This is a genomic window from Deinococcus aerius, assembly GCF_002897375.1.
Lineage (GTDB): Bacteria > Deinococcota > Deinococci > Deinococcales > Deinococcaceae > Deinococcus > Deinococcus aerius.
The window spans coordinates 1-19603 of record NZ_BFAG01000012.1; the positions used below are offsets into that span (position 1 = coordinate 1).

At 69.4% G+C, this 19603-nt stretch carries 16 protein-coding genes; 10 read left to right on the top strand and 6 right to left on the bottom strand.

Annotation, left to right across the window (positions count from 1 at the left end; genetic code table 11):
* Positions 1-87 precede the first annotated feature (87 nt).
* The 5 genes from tgt (at position 88) to DAERI_RS15535 (ending at position 8358) form a co-directional block, all read left to right on the top strand.
* On the top strand, positions 88-1254 hold the full coding sequence (tgt, locus tag DAERI_RS15515; protein ID WP_165794239.1) for a tRNA guanosine(34) transglycosylase Tgt: 1167 nt from the start codon (positions 88-90) through the stop codon (positions 1252-1254).
* A 490-nt stretch (positions 1255-1744) separates the two neighbouring features.
* Positions 1745-4468, top strand: coding sequence for an S-layer homology domain-containing protein (locus DAERI_RS15520; protein WP_103130355.1), 2724 nt, complete (start codon positions 1745-1747; stop codon positions 4466-4468).
* Positions 4469-4530: 62 nt separating this feature from the next.
* On the top strand, positions 4531-5469 hold the full coding sequence (locus DAERI_RS15525; protein ID WP_103130356.1) for a manganese-dependent inorganic pyrophosphatase: 939 nt from the start codon (positions 4531-4533) through the stop codon (positions 5467-5469).
* Between the two features lie 86 nt (positions 5470-5555).
* On the top strand, positions 5556-6809 hold the full coding sequence (locus tag DAERI_RS15530) for a bifunctional folylpolyglutamate synthase/dihydrofolate synthase (protein WP_103130357.1): 1254 nt from the start codon (positions 5556-5558) through the stop codon (positions 6807-6809).
* Between the two features lie 55 nt (positions 6810-6864).
* Positions 6865-8358 carry a carboxypeptidase M32 gene (locus DAERI_RS15535; RefSeq protein ID WP_103130358.1) on the top strand — a complete coding sequence of 498 codons (1494 nt, stop codon included), beginning with the start codon at positions 6865-6867 and terminating at the stop codon, positions 8356-8358.
* Between the two features lie 63 nt (positions 8359-8421).
* Here DAERI_RS15535 and DAERI_RS15540 read toward each other — a convergent pair whose 3' ends face one another.
* Positions 8422-8673 (bottom strand): hypothetical protein, encoded by a 252-nt coding sequence (locus DAERI_RS15540; RefSeq protein WP_103130359.1) that lies wholly within the window; start codon positions 8671-8673, stop codon positions 8422-8424.
* 285 nt (positions 8674-8958) lie between these two features.
* Here DAERI_RS15540 and DAERI_RS15545 point away from each other — a divergent pair, with 285 nt between their 5' ends.
* Positions 8959-9348, top strand: coding sequence for a helix-turn-helix domain-containing protein (locus tag DAERI_RS15545; RefSeq protein WP_103130360.1), 390 nt, complete (start codon positions 8959-8961; stop codon positions 9346-9348).
* 203 nt (positions 9349-9551) lie between these two features.
* Here DAERI_RS15545 and DAERI_RS15550 read toward each other — a convergent pair whose 3' ends face one another.
* The 5 genes from DAERI_RS15550 to DAERI_RS15570 all read right to left on the bottom strand — a co-directional run bounded on the left by DAERI_RS15550 (position 9552) and on the right by DAERI_RS15570 (position 13834).
* Positions 9552-11066: a bactofilin family protein gene (locus tag DAERI_RS15550; RefSeq protein ID WP_103130361.1), complete on the bottom strand. Its 1515-nt coding sequence runs from the start codon at positions 11064-11066 to the stop codon at positions 9552-9554.
* 46 nt (positions 11067-11112) lie between these two features.
* Positions 11113-11604, bottom strand: coding sequence for a cyclic pyranopterin monophosphate synthase MoaC (moaC, locus tag DAERI_RS15555; RefSeq protein WP_103130362.1), 492 nt, complete (start codon positions 11602-11604; stop codon positions 11113-11115).
* Positions 11601-12203 carry a DUF177 domain-containing protein gene (locus DAERI_RS15560; RefSeq protein WP_103130363.1) on the bottom strand — a complete coding sequence of 201 codons (603 nt, stop codon included), beginning with the start codon at positions 12201-12203 and terminating at the stop codon, positions 11601-11603. The genes moaC and DAERI_RS15560 overlap by 4 nt, the downstream gene beginning before the upstream one ends.
* Before the next feature lie 59 nt (positions 12204-12262).
* Positions 12263-12670, bottom strand: coding sequence for a peroxiredoxin (locus DAERI_RS15565; protein WP_201262774.1), 408 nt, complete (start codon positions 12668-12670; stop codon positions 12263-12265).
* Positions 12671-12775: 105 nt separating this feature from the next.
* Entirely contained in the window at positions 12776-13834 is a 1059-nt protein-coding gene (locus tag DAERI_RS15570; RefSeq protein WP_165794240.1) for a glucose-1-phosphate thymidylyltransferase, read from the bottom strand.
* A gap of 320 nt (positions 13835-14154) precedes the next feature.
* On the opposite strand from DAERI_RS15570, the gene DAERI_RS15575 reads away from it, so the two are divergent.
* The 4 genes from DAERI_RS15575 to DAERI_RS15590 are packed head-to-tail and all read left to right on the top strand — an operon-like array spanning position 14155 to position 19578.
* Complete coding sequence (locus DAERI_RS15575) at positions 14155-15240, top strand: mannose-1-phosphate guanylyltransferase (RefSeq protein ID WP_165794241.1); 1086 nt, start codon at positions 14155-14157, stop codon at positions 15238-15240.
* Positions 15237-16934 carry a tyrosine-protein kinase domain-containing protein gene (locus DAERI_RS15580; RefSeq protein ID WP_103130366.1) on the top strand — a complete coding sequence of 566 codons (1698 nt, stop codon included), beginning with the start codon at positions 15237-15239 and terminating at the stop codon, positions 16932-16934. The genes DAERI_RS15575 and DAERI_RS15580 overlap by 4 nt, the downstream gene beginning before the upstream one ends.
* Positions 16931-18373 carry an undecaprenyl-phosphate galactose phosphotransferase WbaP gene (wbaP, locus tag DAERI_RS15585; protein ID WP_103130367.1) on the top strand — a complete coding sequence of 481 codons (1443 nt, stop codon included), beginning with the start codon at positions 16931-16933 and terminating at the stop codon, positions 18371-18373. The genes DAERI_RS15580 and wbaP overlap by 4 nt, the downstream gene beginning before the upstream one ends.
* Positions 18373-19578, top strand: coding sequence for a hypothetical protein (locus DAERI_RS15590; protein WP_103130368.1), 1206 nt, complete (start codon positions 18373-18375; stop codon positions 19576-19578). The genes wbaP and DAERI_RS15590 overlap by 1 nt, the downstream gene beginning before the upstream one ends.
* Positions 19579-19603 lie beyond the last annotated feature (25 nt).

Here is a 19603-nt window from a genome sequence, read left to right on the forward strand (position 1 = left end):
GGTTGTTGGGTCAGGCACGTTGTCCGCCTGTTCAGATTTGCGAGTGAGGTTGCGAGCGGTCTGCGGAAGATCGGTCAGAATGCCGGGGTGTTTGAATTCGACATTCAATTCCGTGATGGACGGGCGCGAACGGCGACCTTCCAAACGCCTCGGGGTCAGATACTGACTCCACTGTTTATGCCCGTGGGAACTCAGGGAAGCGTCAAGGGGATCAGTCCTCAGGAGCTGCTCGACATCGGCTCGCAGATGATTCTGGCGAATACCTACCACCTGATGCTGCGCCCGGGGGAGCAACTGGTGGCGGCTCATGGTGGCCTACCTGGATTTACGGCCTACCCCGGCCCGTTCTTGACCGACTCCGGGGGCTTTCAAGTTATGAGCCTGGGCCATATGCGTAAGATCACCGAAGAGGGCGTGACATTCAAAAGCCATATCGACGGCGCGAATGTCTCTCTGACCCCAGAGCGGAGTATTCAGGTCCAGGAGGCGCTGGGCGCCGATGTGATCATGGCTTTCGACGAGTGCCCGCCCTATCCGGCTGAACGCGGCTACATCGAGAATAGCCTGGAACGAACCGCTCGCTGGTTGGAACGGTGCCACGCCGCCAAGACGCGGGAGGATCAGGCTCTCTTTGCCATTGTGCAGGGGGGCGTGCATCAGGACCTGCGGCGGAAAAGCCTCGACCTGACGCTGCTTTTCGGAACGCCCGGCTTCGCCATCGGCGGCCTGGCCGTCGGCGAGCCGAAGGAGGAGATGTATCCGGCCGTCGCGTTCACGGCCTCGCAACTGCCCGAGGAAAAGCCCAGGTACCTGATGGGTGTGGGCCATCCCGAGGACCTGATTGCGGGGATCGCCCTGGGAGTCGATATGTTCGACTGCGTCTATCCCACCCGGACGGGCCGTTTCGGCTATGCGCTGACGGACGACGGCCGGCTGAACATGAATTCCAGCGCGCCGCGCACGCAGTTGGAGCCCATCGACCGGGAGTGTGACTGCTACGCCTGCCGACACTACACGCGGGCCTACCTGGCGCACCTGATCCGGGCGGAGGAGATGCTGGCCCCGCGTATGCTCTCGCTGCATAACCTCCGCTACCTGCACCGCCTGGTCGAGCGTGCCCGCACGGCCATTGAGCAGGGGGCCTTCCAAACTTGGGCTCAGACCTGGGCTCAGCGGTACTTCCGGGGTGCAGTTCCTGGGTGGTTTGTTGAGGCTCTGGAAGTGGGCAGCCGGGTTCAATCCTCAGTTCTTTAGACGGACGCGCCTGTTTGACTCGCAGTGAGCGCCCCTTTGTGCGGCGATCTTAAGAGGACCTATCGGCCCACAGGCTTGGCTGTAGACCTCTTCAAGGTGGGGCCATCCAGGGATGAGAACTGCCCCGGAGCGGAGATGTCTGGTGGCAGAAAAATACCCAGTCGACTTGACGCACCTCTCCCCTGAAGTGGTGATGGGGAGAGGCTTGCATGAACGAGGAGACTTGTGGGAGGCCCCCTTCACTTTTTGCTCACACATTAGGCCGAGTGGCCCGAAAACGCGCTCTTATCTCCGTCTCAGGGTTGACCCATCGTTCTTCACACTTGTATCATCCCCCTGACCTGACTTTCCAAGGCCATAGGCGGCGGGGGTCAGGTTGCGCGGAAGAACGCGGAAGGTGAACTGCTCCGGGAGAGGAAACTCGGCAACTCGCCCCACCGTCTACTTCAGGACCGGAAGTGTTCCTTGCGCGCGACGTTTTGGGGGTTTTATGAAGAAGAGTCTGTTCGTTCTCACTGCCGCGCTGGCGTTCGGCGCCGCTGCCGCCCAAACGGCGACTCCGGCCACCCCGGCGACCCCGGCCACGACGTCCGCGGCGGCGGCGCCCCAGGTGCCCACGCTGACCGACGTTCCCGCCGGCCACTGGGCCAAGGACGCCATCGACCGCCTGGTCAGCCGCGGCATCATCCTCGGCTACCCGGACGGCACCTACCGCGGCACGCAGAACCTGACCCGTTACGAGGCCGCCGTGATCATCGCGCGCCTCCTCGACCAGATTCGCACGGGCGACGTGCCCGCCAGCAGCATCCCCGCCGAGGACCTGACGGCGCTCCAGAACGCCATTCAGGAGCTCGCCGCCGACCTGACCGCCCTGGGCGTGCGCGTCAGCGACCTGGAGGAGAACGCGGTCAGCCGCGACGACTTCTCCCGCCTGGAAGCGCGCGTCGAGGAACTTGCCGCCGCCAACGGTGACGCCGCCGCCATCGCCGGTCTCCAGACCCAGATCGCCGAGCTGACGGCCCGCGCCGACGACTACGACGCCCTGCGCGCCGACGTCGACGACAATGCCAGCCAGATCGCCGCCCTGAACGACCTCACCGTTCTGCTGAACCAGGACATCCTGAACCTTCAGGACCGCGTGAGCGCCGTCGAGAGCGCCCAGGCGGACTTCGTGCAGCGCTCGGACTTCGACAACCTGGCGGGCCGCGTGGGCACCGTCGAGACCCGCGTGACCGCGCTGGAGAACGCGCCCAAGTTCAGCGTGACCGGCGGCCTGGCTCCCCGCATCGGCCGCATTGCGCTGACGAGCGGCACCACCAACTTCGACGTGGACCGCCTGACCAACGGGACCTTCGCGGCGGGCGTGTTCAGCGACCTGAGCGCGGGCGCTGACGTCACTGTGGTCGACACGACCCAGAACTTCAACCGTGGACTCGGCCTGACCTTCGGGGTGCGCGCCAGCAACCTGACGACGACCAATGGTTCGTTTGTCGTGAGCAACGCGGCCATCAACTTCAGCACGGCTCCCGTTACCGACACCGGTGGCACGGTGCGCCGCGCCATCACGCTGAGCGACGCCTCCATCAACGGCACCTTCGCGGGTGGGCCCTTCAGCGTCAAGTACACCGAGGCCAGCAACGCCTTCAAATTCAGCGACTACCTGTTCAGCAACAGCGATGGCCTCGCGGGTCCTGGCTTCGTCGCCACGTTCAGCCCCCCGCATCCCCTGAACCCCACGGTGACCCTCGTGGGTGGCAACACCACGAACACCACCATCACGGGTGGGGCGGCCAACAGCAACTACTACGGCGCCCGCGTGGTGGTCAAGCCCAACACCAACAGCACGGTGGGGGTCTCCTACGCTCAGGTTGAGACGAGCCGCGTGGGCTTCGGCGTGGACTACAACGTCACGCTCGGCATCGTGAACCTCAAGGGTGAGGGTGCCATCAGCATCCCCAACAGCCCGAACAACTTCATCCTGGGTGGCGGGACGATCCAGAATGCCTTTAACAATGGTGACAAGGCGTTCTACACGGAGGCGCGCGCCAACCTCGGCGTGGCCCAGTTCGGGGCCAACTTCCGCACCATCGGCGTGAACTACGGGGGCGCTGCGGCCCTGTCGGTCAACAACACCCGGCCCTACGATCCCAACCAGACGGGCTTCGGTGCGGCAGTGGGCACGACCCTCGGCCCCATCGCGTTCGGCGCTTACGGCGATACCTACACGCAGCAGGTGACGACGACCCTGAACCAGGGCACCACGACGGGCACGAACCCCACCGCTGACGATGTGACTGTCACCAACACCGGCCGCACCGTCGCCTTCGGTGTGAAGGCGGGGGCCAAGCTCGGCGCGCTGGAACTGGTCGGCTTCTTCAACCGCACCACGGCGGACACCTTCGCGGCCAACACCGCCGGAACTGCTGTCGTGACGACGCGCAACGCTCTTGTCGACTCTGCCGACGACAAGCGCAACAACGACTACGCCGATCCCGGCATGGGCATCGCGGGCGTTCCCTACTCGTACACCAGCACGGTGGGTGCCCGTCTGCGCCACGACGGCACGGCGACCAACGCCCTGGTCCCGAACCTCAACTTCACGGTGCAGGACGCCTTCTACTACGGCAGCCGCAACAACGACTTCCAGGCCTACGCCAACTACTCGGGCACGCTGGCGGGCGTGACCATCGCTCCCCTGGTCCGTTACCGCCTCTTCACCAGCCCGACTGCGGCCAGCGCCTACAACACCCTGAAGTACGGCGTGAAGCTCAGCACCGCCCCGCTCACGGCCGTTCCGCTCCAGCCCAGCCTGTACGCGAACGTCGTGAACCGCATCACCAACACGGGCAGGGGCCTGACGGTGGCGGGCGGCACCACCACCGAGCTGCTGGGTCAGGTCGGCGTGAGCCTCAACCAGTTCCTGACGCCCGGCGCGACGGCCAAGGTCGGCTACTCGTACTACCAGGGCTTCAACATCGCCAGCGCGGGCGCGACGGTGGGCGAGGACGACGTGGCGTTCAGCGCCAGCGACGACCGCGTCTACAGCAGCCGCGCCACCACCGGGGCGCAGTCCGGCCTGGTGAACGGCCTCTACGCTCAGGTCGGCTTCAACGGTCTGGCGGCGAACTACGGCATCTTCCGCTACACCAACCTGAACACCGGCGCCAGCAGCGTCGGCCAGGGTTTCCGCGTCAACTACACCTTCAACTTCTAACCCCTCTCTCCTTAAGGGGCCCTTCGGGGCCTCTTTTTTGTTGTCCCCGTTAGAATTCCCCCATGCTGCCTGTTTTCGGACATACCAACCCCGACACCGACGCGATCACCTCCGCCCTCGTGTACGCGCGGCTGCTGACCCGGCAGGGCGTACCTGCTCAGGCCTACCGTCTGGGCGAGCTGAATTTCGAGACGCCCTTCGTGCTTCGGGAGGCGGGGGTGGAGGTGCCGGAACTCCTCCCGAAACTCCCCGCCGGGACGCCCGTGGCGCTGGTGGACCACAACGAGAGCGCCCAGTCGGTGCCCAACCTTCCCGAGCTGACGGTGACCCGCGTGGTGGATCACCACAAGCTGGGGGACCTGACGACGGCCCAGCCCGCGTACCTGCGCTTCGAGCCGGTGGGCTGCACGGCAACGATCCTGCTGGGGCTGCACCGCGAGGCCAGAATGCCCGTCGAGCGGCTGGACGCCCGGCTGATGCTGAGCGCGATCCTGAGCGATACCCTGCACTTCCGCAGCCCGACGACCACCCCCCAGGACCGTGAGGCGGTGGCGTTCCTGGCCCCCATCGCGGGGGTGGAGGACGTGGGGGCGTACGCCCTCGCCATGTTCGCGGCCAAGAGCGACCTGGGCGACACGCCCGCCGAGACGCTGCTGAGAATGGATTACAAGGTGTTCCCCTTCGGTGATCCCCCTCAGCGCTGGGGCCTCGGGGTGATCGAGACGACCAACCCCGCCTATGTGCTGGGCCGTCAGGCCGAACTCCTCGCCGCAATGGACCGGGCACGGGCCGAGGAGGGGCTGAGCGGCGTTCTGCTCTCGGTCGTGGACATCCTGAACGAGACGAACTTGACCCTGGTGCTGTCGGCGACCGAGGAGAAGGTGCTGCGCGAGGCCTTCGGCGTGGAGGTCGCGGGCGGGCGCGCCGACCTGGGCAACCGCATCAGCCGCAAGAAGCAGATCGTGCCCGCGCTGGAGGCGTACTTCGCGCCGGAAGCCTGAGCGCGGCGGGGGAGACGGGGGGCTGGGCCACGTTCCCGGCCCCCTGCCCTGTCCCGTGGCGGGGTCCGCGCCCCTATCCTGCCCCCATGACGGCTCTGAACGATCTGGACTGGCTGTTCGCCCGCCAACGCTTCGGGGTGCATCCGGGCCTCTCGCGGGTGCGGGCGCTCCTGGCGCGCCTGGGGGACCCGCAAACGGCCTTCCGGGCGGTCCTCGTCGGGGGCACAAACGGCAAGGGCAGCACGGCGGCAACCCTGGCGGCCATGCTGGAGGCCGGGGGAGAGCGGACCGGTCTTTTCACCAGCCCGCACCTCACGCGCTTCTCCGAACGGTTCGTGGTGGGTGGGCGGGAACTCGGCGGGGAGGAGGTGCTGGCCGCGCTGCGCCGGGTGCGCCCGCATGCGGAGGCGGTGGAGGCCTCCTTCTTCGAGATCGTGACGACCCTGGGCGGCCTGCTGTTCGCGGAGCAGGGGGTCGGGGCCGCCGTGCTGGAGGTCGGGCTGGGCGGGCGGCTGGACGCCACGAACGCCCTCGACCCGGTGCTGAGCGTGATCACGAATATTGGGCTGGATCACACCGAGCTCCTGGGCGGCACCCGGGAGGCCATCGCGGGGGAGAAGGCGGGCATCCTGCGGGCGGGGCGGCCCGCGGTGACGGGCGTGGCGGCGGACCTCCTCCCCATCCTGGAGACGCGGGGGGCCGACCTGTGGGCGCTTGGACGCGAGGTGCGGGTGGAGGCGGCGCCCCTGGGCTGGGACGGGTGGGACGTGCGGGTGCGGGTGCCCGGGGCGGACCTGACCCTCCGCACCCCGCTGCTGGGCGCGCACGGGGCGGGGAATGCGGCGCTGGCCGCCGCCGCCGCTCACCGTCTGGGCGTGGGGGAGGAGGCGATCCGGGCGGGGGCGGCGAGGGTGCGCTGGCCGGGCCGCCTGGAGGTCCTGCCCTGGCGGGGAGGCCGGGTGCTGCTGGACGGGGCGCACAACCCGGACGGTGCCCGTGCCCTCGCGGACGCGCTGCGGGGGCTGGGGGTGACCCGGCTCCCGGTCGTGTTCGGCGCGGCGGCGGACAAGGACGCGGCGGGCGTGGCGGGGGCGCTGCGGGCGGTGGCGTCGGAGGTCATCCTCACCCGCGCGGCGCTCAGCCCGCGGGCCGCCGATCCCGCCTCGCTCGCCCCACACTTCGGGGGCCTGCCGGTGCGGATGGCCGGGAGCCCCGCCGCCGCGCTCGACCTGCTGCCCGCGGGCGGCCTGTCCGTCGTGTGCGGCAGCCTGTACCTGATCGGCGAGGTCCGCCCGCTGCTGCGGGGCGAGGCCGCGGAGGGCCGGGAGCGCTGGCAGTGAGCCCCGATCTCCGCCGAATGACGTATCCGGGGGCGCCGTACTCTAGGCTGCGGGCATGAGCATGGAAGAACTGAGACGCCGCCTCGCGCAGGTGAGCGACCTGGGGGCCGCCGCCGGGCTGCTGTCCTGGGACCAGGAGACCCACATGCCGGAGGAGGGCGCCCGGGTGCGGGGCCTCCAGATGGCGACGCTGGAGGGGCTGGCGCACGAGCTGTTCACGGACGCGCGCACCGCCGAGCTGCTGGAGCGGGCGGGCGATCCCTCGGACGAGACCGAGGCCGCGATCCTGCGCGTGACGCGGCGCGACCACGCCAAGGCCACCCGGCTCCCGACCGAGTTCGTGGAGGAGGCCGCCCGCGCGCGGAACGAGGCGCACCACGCTTGGTTGGACGCGCGGCAGAACGACCATTTCGCCACCTTCGCGCCCCACCTGGAGAAGATGCTGGACCTGGCGCGGCGGCAGGCCGACCTGCTGGGCTACGAGGAGCATCCCTACGACGCGCTCCTCGACGAGTACGAGCCGGGCATGCGCGCCTCGCAGGTGGAGCCCGTGTTCGCCGACCTGCGGGGCCGCACGCTGCCGCTGCTGCGCCGCATCGTGGCGGCGGGGAACGCGGCGGATTACGGCGTGCTGACCCGGCCCTTCGCCCCCGAGGCGCAGAAGGCCTTCGCGTGGCGGGTGGCGGGCGAGGCCTTCGGGCTGAAGCCGGAGTTCGCCCGACAGGACGAGAGCGCGCACCCCTTCCAGACCAACTTCAGCCGGGACGACCTGCGGATCACCACCCGGGTGGAGGCCTACTGGCCCGCCTGCCTCTTCGGCACCTGGCACGAGACGGGGCACGCGATGTACGAGCGCGGCGTCTCGGAACGCTGGGAGCGCACGCCAGTTTCAGCGGGAGCCAGCCTGGGTGTCCACGAGAGCCAGTCGCGGATGTTCGAGAACCTGCTCGCCCGCTCGCTGCCCTTCTGGGAGCGGTACTTCCCGCTCCTCGCCGAGGCCGCGCCGGAGGTCACCGCGGGCCTGGACCCGCAGACCCTCTACCGCGCCGTGAACCGGGTGAACCCCAGCCTGATCCGGGTGGAAGCCGACGAGGTGACCTACAACTTCCACGTCATGCTGCGCTTCGAGCTGGAACTCGCCCTGCTGGAGGGGCGGTTGGGGGTGAACGAACTGCCGGAGGCGTGGAACGCGAAGATGGGGGAGTACCTCGGCCTGACCCCACCCGACGACGCGCGGGGCGTGCTCCAGGACATCCACTGGTCGGCGGGCCTGATCGGGTACTTCCCGACCTACACGTTGGGGAACCTGCTCAGCGTGCAACTGCTGGAGGCGGCGAAGAAGGATCCCGCCATCGCCGCCGGGGTCGAACGTGCCGAGTACGGCCCGCTACTCGCCTGGCTGGTCGAGAACGTCCACCAGCATGGCCGCAGCCTGCCCCCCGCCGAGCTCATTGAGCGGGCGACCGGGCGGCCCCTCACCGCCGACCCCTATGTGGCGTACCTGCACGAGAAGTACGAGGGTATCTACGGGCTGAAGGCGGGGGTGTAGGAACAAGGAGCGAGGGCGGAGAGCCGAATATGGCCTCCGCCCTCGCTTCCTCTTGGCTTTGGCTTACACCGCCTGCCTGCGCTCCGCCTGGGTCACGAGGTAGGCGCGGGCCGCTCCCAGCCAGGTCTGGGCCAGGGCGCTGTGGGGATGCTGGCGGTCGCGCAGCGCGTGGAGGCCGGTGCTGAGGTGGCGCTCGATGCGCCGAACGGCCCCCAGACCGCCCTCGTTCTCGGCCTCGATCAGGGTGTTGAGGACCGTGGTGGGGTGAACGTAGCCGATGCGGATGCTTTCGGCGATGGTATCCAGTGCACGCATAAACGGCCCTCCTGCGGGGCGATAGGGATGAAACGCTGCAAAAAGGCGTGGCGAGGGCGGGCTCTGCTTTGATGGCAATAGTAGCAGAGTCCATTATGGGGAGCAAGAAGAGCGAAGCTTTATTCTGTATTGACCGTACCGAGGGGGGGTGTTACACTCCGATCAAGGGTGGCGAATTCTGTCTCCAGGCAAACCCCGGAGGGAGAAGCCCAGCCCCAGGCGGCACGCACGCCCCGCGCCCAAAGCGGGACCGTGTGAGGCGACGCCGCAGCCGAGGAGGTGAATATGAAACTGCACGAAAGACTCCGCGAACTGCGCAGCGAACGCGGGCTGCGGCTCAAGGACGTGGCGGAGACCGCCGGAATCAGCGTTCCGTACCTCAGCGACCTGGAGCGCGGGCGCACCAACCCCAGCCTGGAAACCCTCCAGACGCTGGCGGGGGCCTACACGATCACCGTTCACGACCTGCTGGAGGGCGTCGAGTTCTACGGCGACTCCACCGAGGGGGCTCTCCCCAAGGGCCTCGCCGACCTCGTTGCCGACCCGGCGCTGGGCGGCCAGCTCACGCCCGACTGGGTCCGCACCCTGTCCCGCATCGAGCTGCGCGGCAAGCGCCCGCGCGACAAGCAGGACTGGTACGAGATCTACCTGCATCTCAAGCGCATCCTGGGCTGAGCGCTTCCCAATGACCACGGGCCGGAGAGTTGATCCTCCGGCCCGTGGCCTTTTGGGTGACTTATATCAACTTGTTCTGTGAAGGCGCCGGATGTTCTCCAGTCGCTAGCGGCCCGGGGTCACCCCCCCGACTTCCCCGCGCTCCGCAAGAAAGGCGGACTTGCTCATCGTCGACAGACTTTGCTCCTCACCGTGAGAGGGTATTACCTGGCCGTTCCCCGACCCTCCCACTCGGGGCGGGTCAGGAGCAGGGTGCCGGCTCCCCAGGCGCCGCCCACGAGCGCGAACGTGAGGGCCAGGGGCGGCAGCGCGAGGCTGGCCGCGACGGCCCCCAGGCCGAGCAGCGCGCCCAGCACGTCCGGAAAGGGCAGGCGCAGGCGGAAGGCGAGGGCGCGGCCCGCGTCGTAGGCGCTCACGCTCAGGCCGGTCGCCACCAGCAGCAGGGCGAAGGCGGTGGCGAGGAGGGCGGGCACCAGCAGCCCGGTGAGCGCCAGCCCCAGGGCCGGGCCGATCAGGACCGCCAGGGCCAGCACGCCCAGGGCCAGCGTCCGCACCGGCGCGTGGCGCTGCCGCCGCGCCAGGAGCGGCGCCGCGCCCGTCACGAACAGCAGCAGCAGCATCCCGCCCGTGAGGACCAGGAACACCGGGCTCCAGGCCGCTCCCCCCAGCCATCCCAGCAGGGGCCGGAAGGCAGTGGCGGTGGCGACGCTCAGGCCCGGGGGGGGCGCGGTCTGGAGGGCGGTCGCGTCCCCGGGCGCGCGGCCCAGCAGGGCGTTGACCCGGCCCTCCACGCTGGCGCCCGCCTCGCGCCGCACGTCCCCGAACAGCGTGATGACCTCGCCCCCCACCCGCGCGTCGGAGGCGAGGACGACGTTGCCCCCGACAGCGATCACGTTGCCGGGCACAGTGCCGTGGACGGTCACGTCATGGCCCACCGTCACGCCGCTGCGCCCGAACGCCTGGTAGAGGGGCGGCAGGGTCAGTACGGCGGCCAGGACGAAGGCCCCCGCCCCGAAGCGCTGCACGGCGGGGGTGGGGCGCCACAGCACCAGGGCGCTCACGGCGAGCAGCAGCAGCAGCCCGACCCCCGCGAGCGGCGACACCTGCGCGATCAGCGTTTGCAGCACCGTCGCGCCCGCCGTCAGGTTGGGCCACGCGCTCGTGACGCCCAGCAGCGTCAGGCCGACAAGCAGCCCCGAGACGAGCAGCAGGGGCGCCGGGTTGTGCGCCGGGGGAGCCGGGACAGGCCGCGGTTCGCTCCCCGTCCCTTCCCGCGCGATGCGGGCGGCGACCGGCGGGGCGAGCGAGGTCGGCAGGGGGGGAGTGGCGTGCCTCAGCCCCGCCGAGGCCCGCACCTCCCCGGCCACGTTCGCCGCCACGCTGCGCGGCAGGACGGGCGCGGACGCCAGAGCCAGGCGGCGGTCCAGCCCCACCTCCGCGGCGACCTGCCCCGCGACCGAGGCGGGGGGCGAGGGCGTCCTCCCCAGGGCGGATTGCCACACGACCTCCGAGGCGACCTCGGCGGCGAGGCTGCGGGGCAAGGCGGGCGGGGAGAGTGCTGTCAGGGAGGTGGTGGCGCGGGTGAGCCGCCGCCGCAGCTCCGCGAACTCGGGATCGTGGGCGAGTGCCGCCAGCCGCGCCCGCTCGGCAGGGGTGAGGTCCCCGTCTGCCTCGCGGTGCAGCAGGTCCAGCCCGGCCTCACGCTCCGTCACGCCCATACGCTCTTTCTACGCTAGGCGGGTAGGGAAGGTTCCCGCCCGGAGGCTAGACCTTCGCCCGGTACTCCCCGCTCTTCCCGCCCGTCTTGGCGAGCAGCCGCACCCCGGTGATCTCGATGGCCTTGCTCGCGGCCTTGAGCATGTCGTACACGTTCAGGGCGGCGATCGTCACGGCAGTCAGGGCCTCCATCTCCACGCCGGTCGGGGCGGTCGTCCGCACGGTGGCCTCGATCCGCACCCCCGCCTCCTCCAGGCTGACGCGCACGTCGGCGCCCGTCACGGGAACCGGGTGGCACAGCAGCACGAGGTCCGCCGTGCGCTTGCTTCCGGCGAGGCCCGCCAGCCTCGCGACCGTCAGGGGGTCCCCCTTGGGATTCGTGCCCGCCTCCAGCGCCGCCCGCGCCTCCGGGGGAAGCCGCACCCAGCCCTCGGCGGTCGCTGTCCGGGTGGTCGGGACCTTGTCCGTCACGTCCACCATCCGGGGCAGGCCGTCCTGAAAATGGGTCAGTTCGGGGACGTTCTCCGGCGGCACCCTCACTCCTCCGGGAGCTTCAGGTCACGCAGCCCGGCGAAGGGATTTTGCCGGGAGTGGGCCGAGCCCTCGGGGACACCCAGCAGGTCGTCGATCTCCTCAACGGGCACCTGCGCCATATGTTCGCAGGGTCCCTCGTTCAGGTCGTGGCCGCACACCTGGCACAGCCCCTTGCAGTCGGGGGCGTGCAGCACGGTCAGGGGCGCGGCGAGCAGGGCCGTTTCCGCCAGGTACGCGCTGAGGTCGAGGTCCGGGTCGCCGAAGACGAGGACCTCCTCGCCGGACTCCGCCTCGTCCAGGTAGGGGGCGCCCACGGACGGGTCGTAGCGCAGCAGGGTGCCGAGCCGCAGGTCCAGGGGCACCTCCACGTCGCGCAGGCAGCGGGCACACTCCAGGATCAGGGCGGGCTGGAAGCGGCCCTGGAGGTACATCTCGCTGCCGCCCAGGGAGTTGACATCGACGCGGAAGGGGGCGGGGCGCGCGAAGCGCAGCGTCTGCTCGGCGCCCCCCTGCGGGTAGGTGAGGTGGTCGAGGTTGCCCTCCGCATGGGCGTCCGAGGACGTGCGGAGCAGCGAACCCAGGTGAATGCGGGGCGTCTCGCTCATCCCGTCATGATAGGCCCCCCGTGTCCAGGACACCGGGTATGAGGCACGGTCGGGAGGGGTCAGGCCGGATGCGCCCGCAGCCAGGCGAGGACTTCCGCCGCGTTCCGGTCGGGGGGAAAGACCGGGTAGAACACGTGCTCGATGACGCCGTCCCGCAGGATCAGCGTGACTCGCCGCAGGAGCGTCTGGCCGTCCGCTTCAAAGGTCGGCAAGCCCAGCGCCCGAGCGAGCGCCAGCCCCTCATCCGGCAGCAGCGGAAAGGGGAGATGCAGGCGCCGCGCCGCTTCCTGCTGATAGGCCGTGTCCTGGGTGCTCGGCCCGAACACCCGCGCGCCCGCCGCCCCCAGTTCGGCGTGATGATCCCGGAAGGCGCGGGATTGCGGCGTGCAGCCCCGTGCGCCCGGTGAGCGGGTAGACGTAGAGCACCGTCCGTTCGGGAAGGGCGGAGACCTCAACCACGCTCCCATCCGTCGCGGGCAGCGGCACCGGGGGAAGCCTCAGCCCCAGCAGGTGGTCACACGCCCTGTCGTCCACCGGAGCAGGCAGCTCTGCCGGGAGGGCCGAGAGGTCCGTCACGCCAGTTCCACCACGCTGGCGTCCGAGAGGGTGAGCTTGTGGGTGCTGGGCACCTTGCGCCCACCCCGCACCTGGGCACGCACCCCGATCAGGCAGTCCTGGAGGCGGGTGTCCAGGCACTCGATGCGCGCCTCGGCGTCCACCACGCTGTGTTCGACCTCGGCCTGCCGGATCACGCTGTCGCGGCCGATGGAGGTGAAGGGGCCGATGTAGGCATCCTCGACGATCACGCCCTCGCCCAGCAGCACCGGGCCGACGATCTTGCTCCGCCGGACCTGCGCGGAGGCCGGGATGACCACCCGGCCGGTGAGCCGCGACTCGCTGACCTCCCCCCGCACGTCCTCGGTGACCCGTTCGAGCAGCAGGCGGTTGGCGTCGAGCAGGTCGGCCGGGCGCCCGGTGTCCTTCCACCAACCCTCGACCCGCTGGCCCAGCACGGTGCGCCCGCGGTCGATCAGGCCCTGGATCGCGTCGGTGATCTCGTACTCGCCGCGCGCCGAGGGCGGCATCCCGTCAAGGACCCCAAAGACTTCCGGGGTAAAGCAGTACAGCCCGGCCACGGCCAGGTTGCTGGGCGGCACCTTGGGCTTCTCGACGAGCCGGGTGATCCGGTCGCCGTCGAGCTGCGCCACCCCGAAGGCGGTGGGGTCGGGCACCTCCACCAGCGCGATCACCGCCGCCGGGCGCTCCCGCTCGAAGCGCTCGATGAAGGGCCTCACCCCGTGTTCGAAGAGGTTGTCCCCCAGGTACACGCAGAAGTGGTCCTGCCCCACCCACTCGCGCGCCATCAGGACCGCGTGCCCCAGGCCGAGCTGCTCGTGCTGGTCGATCAGGGTGACCCGCGCCTCGGGCGCCTGCTTGAGGGTGTCCCCGATCTCCGAGCGGGTGGCGTCCGACACGATGATCGCCACCTCCTCGATTCCGGCGCTCAGCAGGGTCCGCAGCGCATGCACGATGATGGGCGCGCCCGCCACCGGCAGGACCGGCTTGGGGCGCGTGAAGGTCAGCGGACGCAGGCGGGTGCCGAGTCCGGCGGCGGGAATAATCGCTTTCATCCGCCGCATTCTAGGAACTCCCGCCCCTCATAAAGCTGACGCCCTCTTCATCGAGTGCCCGGTCAGGATGAGCCCAGGCAAAACATGGCGACAGAACGTATTCTCTGCGCTTTACTGCGGGCTGTTTGCTGGCCCTCTCCCCGGCCCGGGTGCCCGCCCGGCGGGTGCGGCGAGAGGGTAGACTGAACGGCGCAGGGAAAGTTTTTCCCGCCCACCATTGGAGTTCCCATGAGTCAACAACTGGCAAGGCAGGAGAGGGGCTGGCAGCCGCACGGGGCTCGGCGACGCCTGAACGAATGGAGTCGGCCGGGGGCCTGGGCATGAGCGAACCGGTCTTTCTTCCCGTCATTCTCGCCGGGGGCAGCGGCGAACGCTTCTGGCCCCTGTCCCGCCGGCACCGGCCCAAACAGTTCCTCACCCTGGACGAGACCGGGCGCAGCCTGCTCCAGGCCACGAGTGACCGCCTGAGCGTCCTGAGCGGCAGCCCCGAGCAGGTCATGGTCGTCACGGGGGGCGAGTACCGCACCCAGGTGCTGGAGCAGCTCCCCGACATGCCCGTCGAGAACCTGATCGTCGAGCCGGTCGCCCGGGACACCGCCCCCGCTGTGCTGTACGCCGCCCTGCGGGTGGCCCAGGAGGCCCCGGAGGCCGTGATGGGCGTCTTTCCCGCCGACCACCGGATTACGAACCCCGGGGCGTTTGGCCGCGCGGTGCGGCGGGCCATCGAGGTTGCGGACTCGACCGGGCAGCTCGTCACGCTGGGCATCACGCCCACCTTTCCCGCCACCGGGTACGGCTACATCCAGCGGGGAGAGCTGCTGCAGGACGGCGAGCTGCCCGCCTACCGGGTGTCGCGCTTCACCGAGAAGCCCGACGCGGAGACCGCCCGCACCCTGGTCGCCGACGGACGCTACACCTGGAACAGCGGGATGTTCCTCTGGCGGGTGGGGGCGATTCTGGACGCCTTCCGGCAGTATCAGCCCGAGATGTACGCCCAGCTCTCGGAGGCGCTGGCGCGGGGGCGGTCCCCCGGGGGCATCCGGGCGGTCTTTCCCCAGGTGCAGAAGATCAGCATCGACTACGCCATCCTGGAGAAGTCCGACCAGGTCGCGGTGATCCCGGCGGAGTTCGGCTGGGACGACCTGGGCGACTGGAACGCCCTGGAGCGCCTGCTCAAGGGGGAGGGCCAGAACGTCTCGGTGGGGCGGCATGTCAGCCTGGACACCGGGGGAGCCATCCTGTATACCACCCGGGGCGATGACCTAATCGCCACCATCGGCCTGGAGGACGTGGTGGTCGTCCGCACTGACGAGGTGACGCTGGTGGTGCGCAAGGACCGCACCCAGGACATCAAGAAGGTGGTGCAGCAACTCAAGGCGCACCCGGAATTGGAGCGCTTCGCGTGACCCTCTCCCGTTCGCCCGACCCGGAGCTGACGCGTCAGGACTTGGACAACGAGATCGACCTGGGCACCCTCTGGCAGGGGGTGCGGCGGCGGTTACCCCTCATCCTCCTGGTGTCCCTCCTGGTGGCGCTGGCGGTCTACCTGGTGTTGAGGACCCGGCCCCCGGTGTACGAGGCCGGCGCGAGCATCATCACCTCCAGCAGCCAGAGCCAGATCGGTGTGGTGGGCGGCCCGGTCGTGTCGCCCCTGCCGGAGGGAACCGTGACTCAGGTGGTGCAGAGTCCGCTGATCCTGCGTCCCCTGATCGAGGCGGTGCGCGCAAGTAGCGCCATCGAGCCCGCCGAGCGCGGGCGGCTGGCGCGGGTCCTGAACCGGGAGCTGCTGGACGAGGACACGCTGAAAAGGTCGCAAAACAGCACGGTCAGCGTCGTGACGGGGCCCGGCGCCGGCGGTGAGAACGGCGTTTACACCCTGAAAGCCCGCGCGCGAACGCCGCGTGCCGCCCAGGTGCTTGCCAACCTGGCCAGCGAGCAGCTCCTGGCCTGGGACGTGGAGCGCGCCCTGCGGGACGTTCGCCGAGCCCAGCAGAACTTCCAGGCGCAACTGGCGCAGATAGACCGGCGGCTGGCCCTGCCTGGCCTGACGCCGCAGGAACGCCTGACCCTGATCTACCGCCGGGCGAACATGCAGGACAACTTGTCCCAGCTCAGCCTGCTGGAAAGCGCGCGGGTGGGCGTGCTCAGGCCCCTGGTCGGGGCGGTGGAGCCGCTGCGGCCCGTGTCGGGCTCACCGCTGCTCAACGCGGTTCTGGCGGGCCTGCTGACCCTGTTGCTGGGACTGGGCGCGGCGGCCCTGCGGGTGGCGCTGGACCGGACCGTTCGCCGCGAGGACGACCTGCTGACGTTCGGCCTGCCCACGCTCGCCACCCTGCCCCGCCTGCGCCCGTCGAGGCTGGGCCCCCCGACGTTGGGTCCGGGTGAGGGCGGGCTTGCGGCGCGCGAGCAGGGGCTGCGCGGGGCGCTGGGATTCCTGCGCGTCGGTCTCCAGACGGCCCTGCACGGGCGGACCCCCCCTATCCTGATGCTCGCGGGCGTCACTGGGGGCGAGGGGACCAGCACGCTCGCCGCCGTCCTGGCGAGCACGCTGGCGAGCAGCGGAAAACGGGTGCTGCTCATCGACGCGGACCTGCGCCGGGGCACTCAGCAACGCCTCTGGGACCCCTCCAACGGGGGCCCGGTCTGGCAGCAGCTCTGCGGCAAGGGGGGGGCGCGGACCCTCGAGGACGCGCTCGGCGAGCCGGACAACGTGCAGGTGATGGAGGTGGCCCCCCACCTGCACCTGTTGCCCGCTGGCCCCGGGGAGCAGGACGGCCTGGGGCTGCTCAGCCGGCCCGAGCTGGGCCGGGCGCTGCGCCGCTGGGGTGGGCGCTACGACCTGGTGCTGGTGGACAGCCCACCCCTGCTCACCCTCGCCGACGGCATGGTGGTGGGTCAGCAGGTTGACGCAGTGCTCATCGTCACCGAGGCGGACCGGACCCGGCTTCAGGCCGTGCGGCAGGTGTTGCGCCACGCCCAGGCCGCTGGGCTCCCCGTTCTGGGCTTCGTGCTGAACAAGGCGGCCGTCCCCGCCGCTGCGGCCCGGGGGCTTCGCCCCGCCGGGTCCACGCGCCCCCTCCAGGAAGTCCGTGGACGATGAGTATTCAGCGTTCCGCCTCCCCACCGCTCGCCCGGTCCAGCTCCCGGACGGCCCCGGCATGGTCGGGGAGCTTCCCCCAGGCCTGTGCCCTGATGCTGGGCGACGCCGGAAGCGTGCTGCTGGCCCACCTGCTGACGACGGGGGTGTTCACCTCCACCGCCTACGCCCACGTGGGGCTAAAGGCCACGCTGGTCTGGCTGGGGGTGTGGGTGTTGTGGCGGGCCTATCAGGGTCTGTACCCCGGGTACGGGCGCTCGCCCCAGACCGAGCTGCGGCTGCACACCATCGGCACCCTGCAGATCGCGGTCGTGCAGATTGCCGCCGCCTTTGCCCTGCCCCGCTTCGCGCCCAGCGCCATGGGGGTGGCCGCCGAGTGGGCGCTCGTGCTGCCGCTCGCGCTCTTTGTTCGGTACGCGGTGCGCGCGGCCCTGGTCAGGGCGGGCCACTACGGCCGCGCCGTGAGCGTGATCGGGGCGGGGCGCACCGCCTCGATCACGATCGCCCACCTTCAGGCGCATCCGTCCTACGGCCTGAAGCCCGTCGCGGCCTACGACGATAACCCGGCGCTGCACGGCCGGCGCATTCATGGCGTCCCGGTGATGGGTTCCATCGACCTCGCGCTGGCTGAACCCCGGACGGAACAGGCGATCATCTCCATCCCCGGCGCCCGTGCCGAAACCCAGAAGCGGATCGTCAACAGTGTGTACGGTGTCTTTCCCATCACCTGGGTCATTCCGGACCTGTTCGGCGTGCCCAATCAGGCCCTCCACCCGCACAACATTGGCAGCCTGGCGGGCGTGGAGATCCGCAACAACCTGCGCAGCATCCGGGCGCGGGTAATCAAGCGCACGCTCGATCTGGCCGGGGCCGCCGCCGTGGGCGTGCTGCTCTTGCCTGTCCTGCTGCTGATCGCGCTCGCCATCCGGCTGGACAGCCCCGGCCCCGTCATCTACCGGGCCCGGCGGCTGGGGCGGGACGGCCGGCCCTTCGACTGCTTCAAATTCCGCAGCATGCAGCGCAACGCCGAGGGCAAGCTCAAGGAGATGCTCGACGCCAATCCCGCCCTGCGCGCGGAGTTCGAGGCGACGCACAAGCTCAAGGACGACCCCCGCGTGACCCCGGTGGGGGCTTTCCTGCGTAAGACCAGCCTGGACGAGCTGCCCCAGCTCGCCAACGTGCTGCTGGGCAGCATGAGCCTGGTTGGTCCCCGACCCATTGTGCATGCAGAGGTCCCGCGCTACGGCGATATCTACGCGGTGTACAAGCAGGTGCGTCCCGGCATGACCGGCTATTGGCAGGCCAACGGCCGCAGCGACACGAGCTACGAGGAGCGGGTGGGCATGGATCACTTCTATGTCACCAACTGGAGCCCCTGGTTGGACATCGTCATCCTGCTTCAAACCGTGCGGGTGGTCGTGCGTGGGAAGGGCGCCTATTGATGCTGGCCTTTGCCATCCGGCAACTCGTCGTCTACGCCATCATCCTGGTCCTGAGCCTCTTTATCGGACGAGTGGCTGGCCCCGGGGTCTACGCCACCTTCACCCTGTTCAATTTTTTCTTCGGGCTGACTTACATCATCGCCGACTTCGGTTACGGCAAAGCCGTGATTCGGGAAAAGCTCGTCGGCAACCCCCCCGCCCCCGACCTGGCCGGGGGGGTCAACCTGGTGTTCGGCCTGTTCTTCGGGGTGCTCGCCTGCCTGACCCTGGCGGCACAGAACTACACGGTGGAGGCGTGGCTCACGCTCCTGTTCTTCGTGGCGGCGAGCTCCGCGTTCAGGTGGTTCTTTGCCAGCGAGTCGAAGTCGGATTTTGCCGCCATCGGGAAGGCCGAGATCATGCAGGTCGTGGTCTACGCCACCGTCTTCTTCGCGGCGTATCTCCTTCGCGGCTCGGCCGCCGATTCGCTGTTCGCCGCGGTCATGTTCAGGTGCCTCAGTATTCCGCTCTCCTACTCTATTTTCAGTAGGAACAGGCCTCGGATCGCAGGGCTGAGTCTCGGGGGCCTGAACAGGGTGCTGGGCCTCTTCTACAACGGCTTCTTCTATCAGGCGTCCCTCATCCTGTTTTCCATCAAGGATCTGATCCTTGCCTACGTCATTTTCTGGGACAAGTCGGGCGACCTGAAGGGCCTGGGGTTCATGGCCCAGACCTATATGATGCTGCCCCTGATGGTGGTCAACCCGCTCAGCCGATTTCTGCTCCCCAGGCTCTCCCAGGGGCGGGGGAACCTCGAAGACGAGGGGATGAAGAACCTCGTTCTCCTCATGGCTGCCTACGCCTTGATAAGCACAGCAATGTTGGTCGTCCTCTTTCCGGTATTCAACACGCTGGTCCTGAACGGGAACTTCGACGGTTCCCGGCAGTTTCTGGCCTACTTCGCGTGCGCGAACCTTATCTCCATACCCTCGCTCGGCATCGCAAGCCTTCTGGCGGTGGGCTACGGGTACAGGGTCTATCTCTGCTACGCCCTCCTGTGCACGGGCCTGACCTGGGGTGTAGGGTTCCTGAAATTGCGTTTCCCGGGTGACGACTACGGTTACCCCTCTGCCGTCCTGGCGGGCCACCTGGTCAACCTGGGACTCCTGGCGTGGTTCTTTGTGCGCGGGGCCGAAGTGGGGCGGAGCCGTGAGAAAAGCCTTTAAGCTCATCCTCTCAACAGGCCGTTTT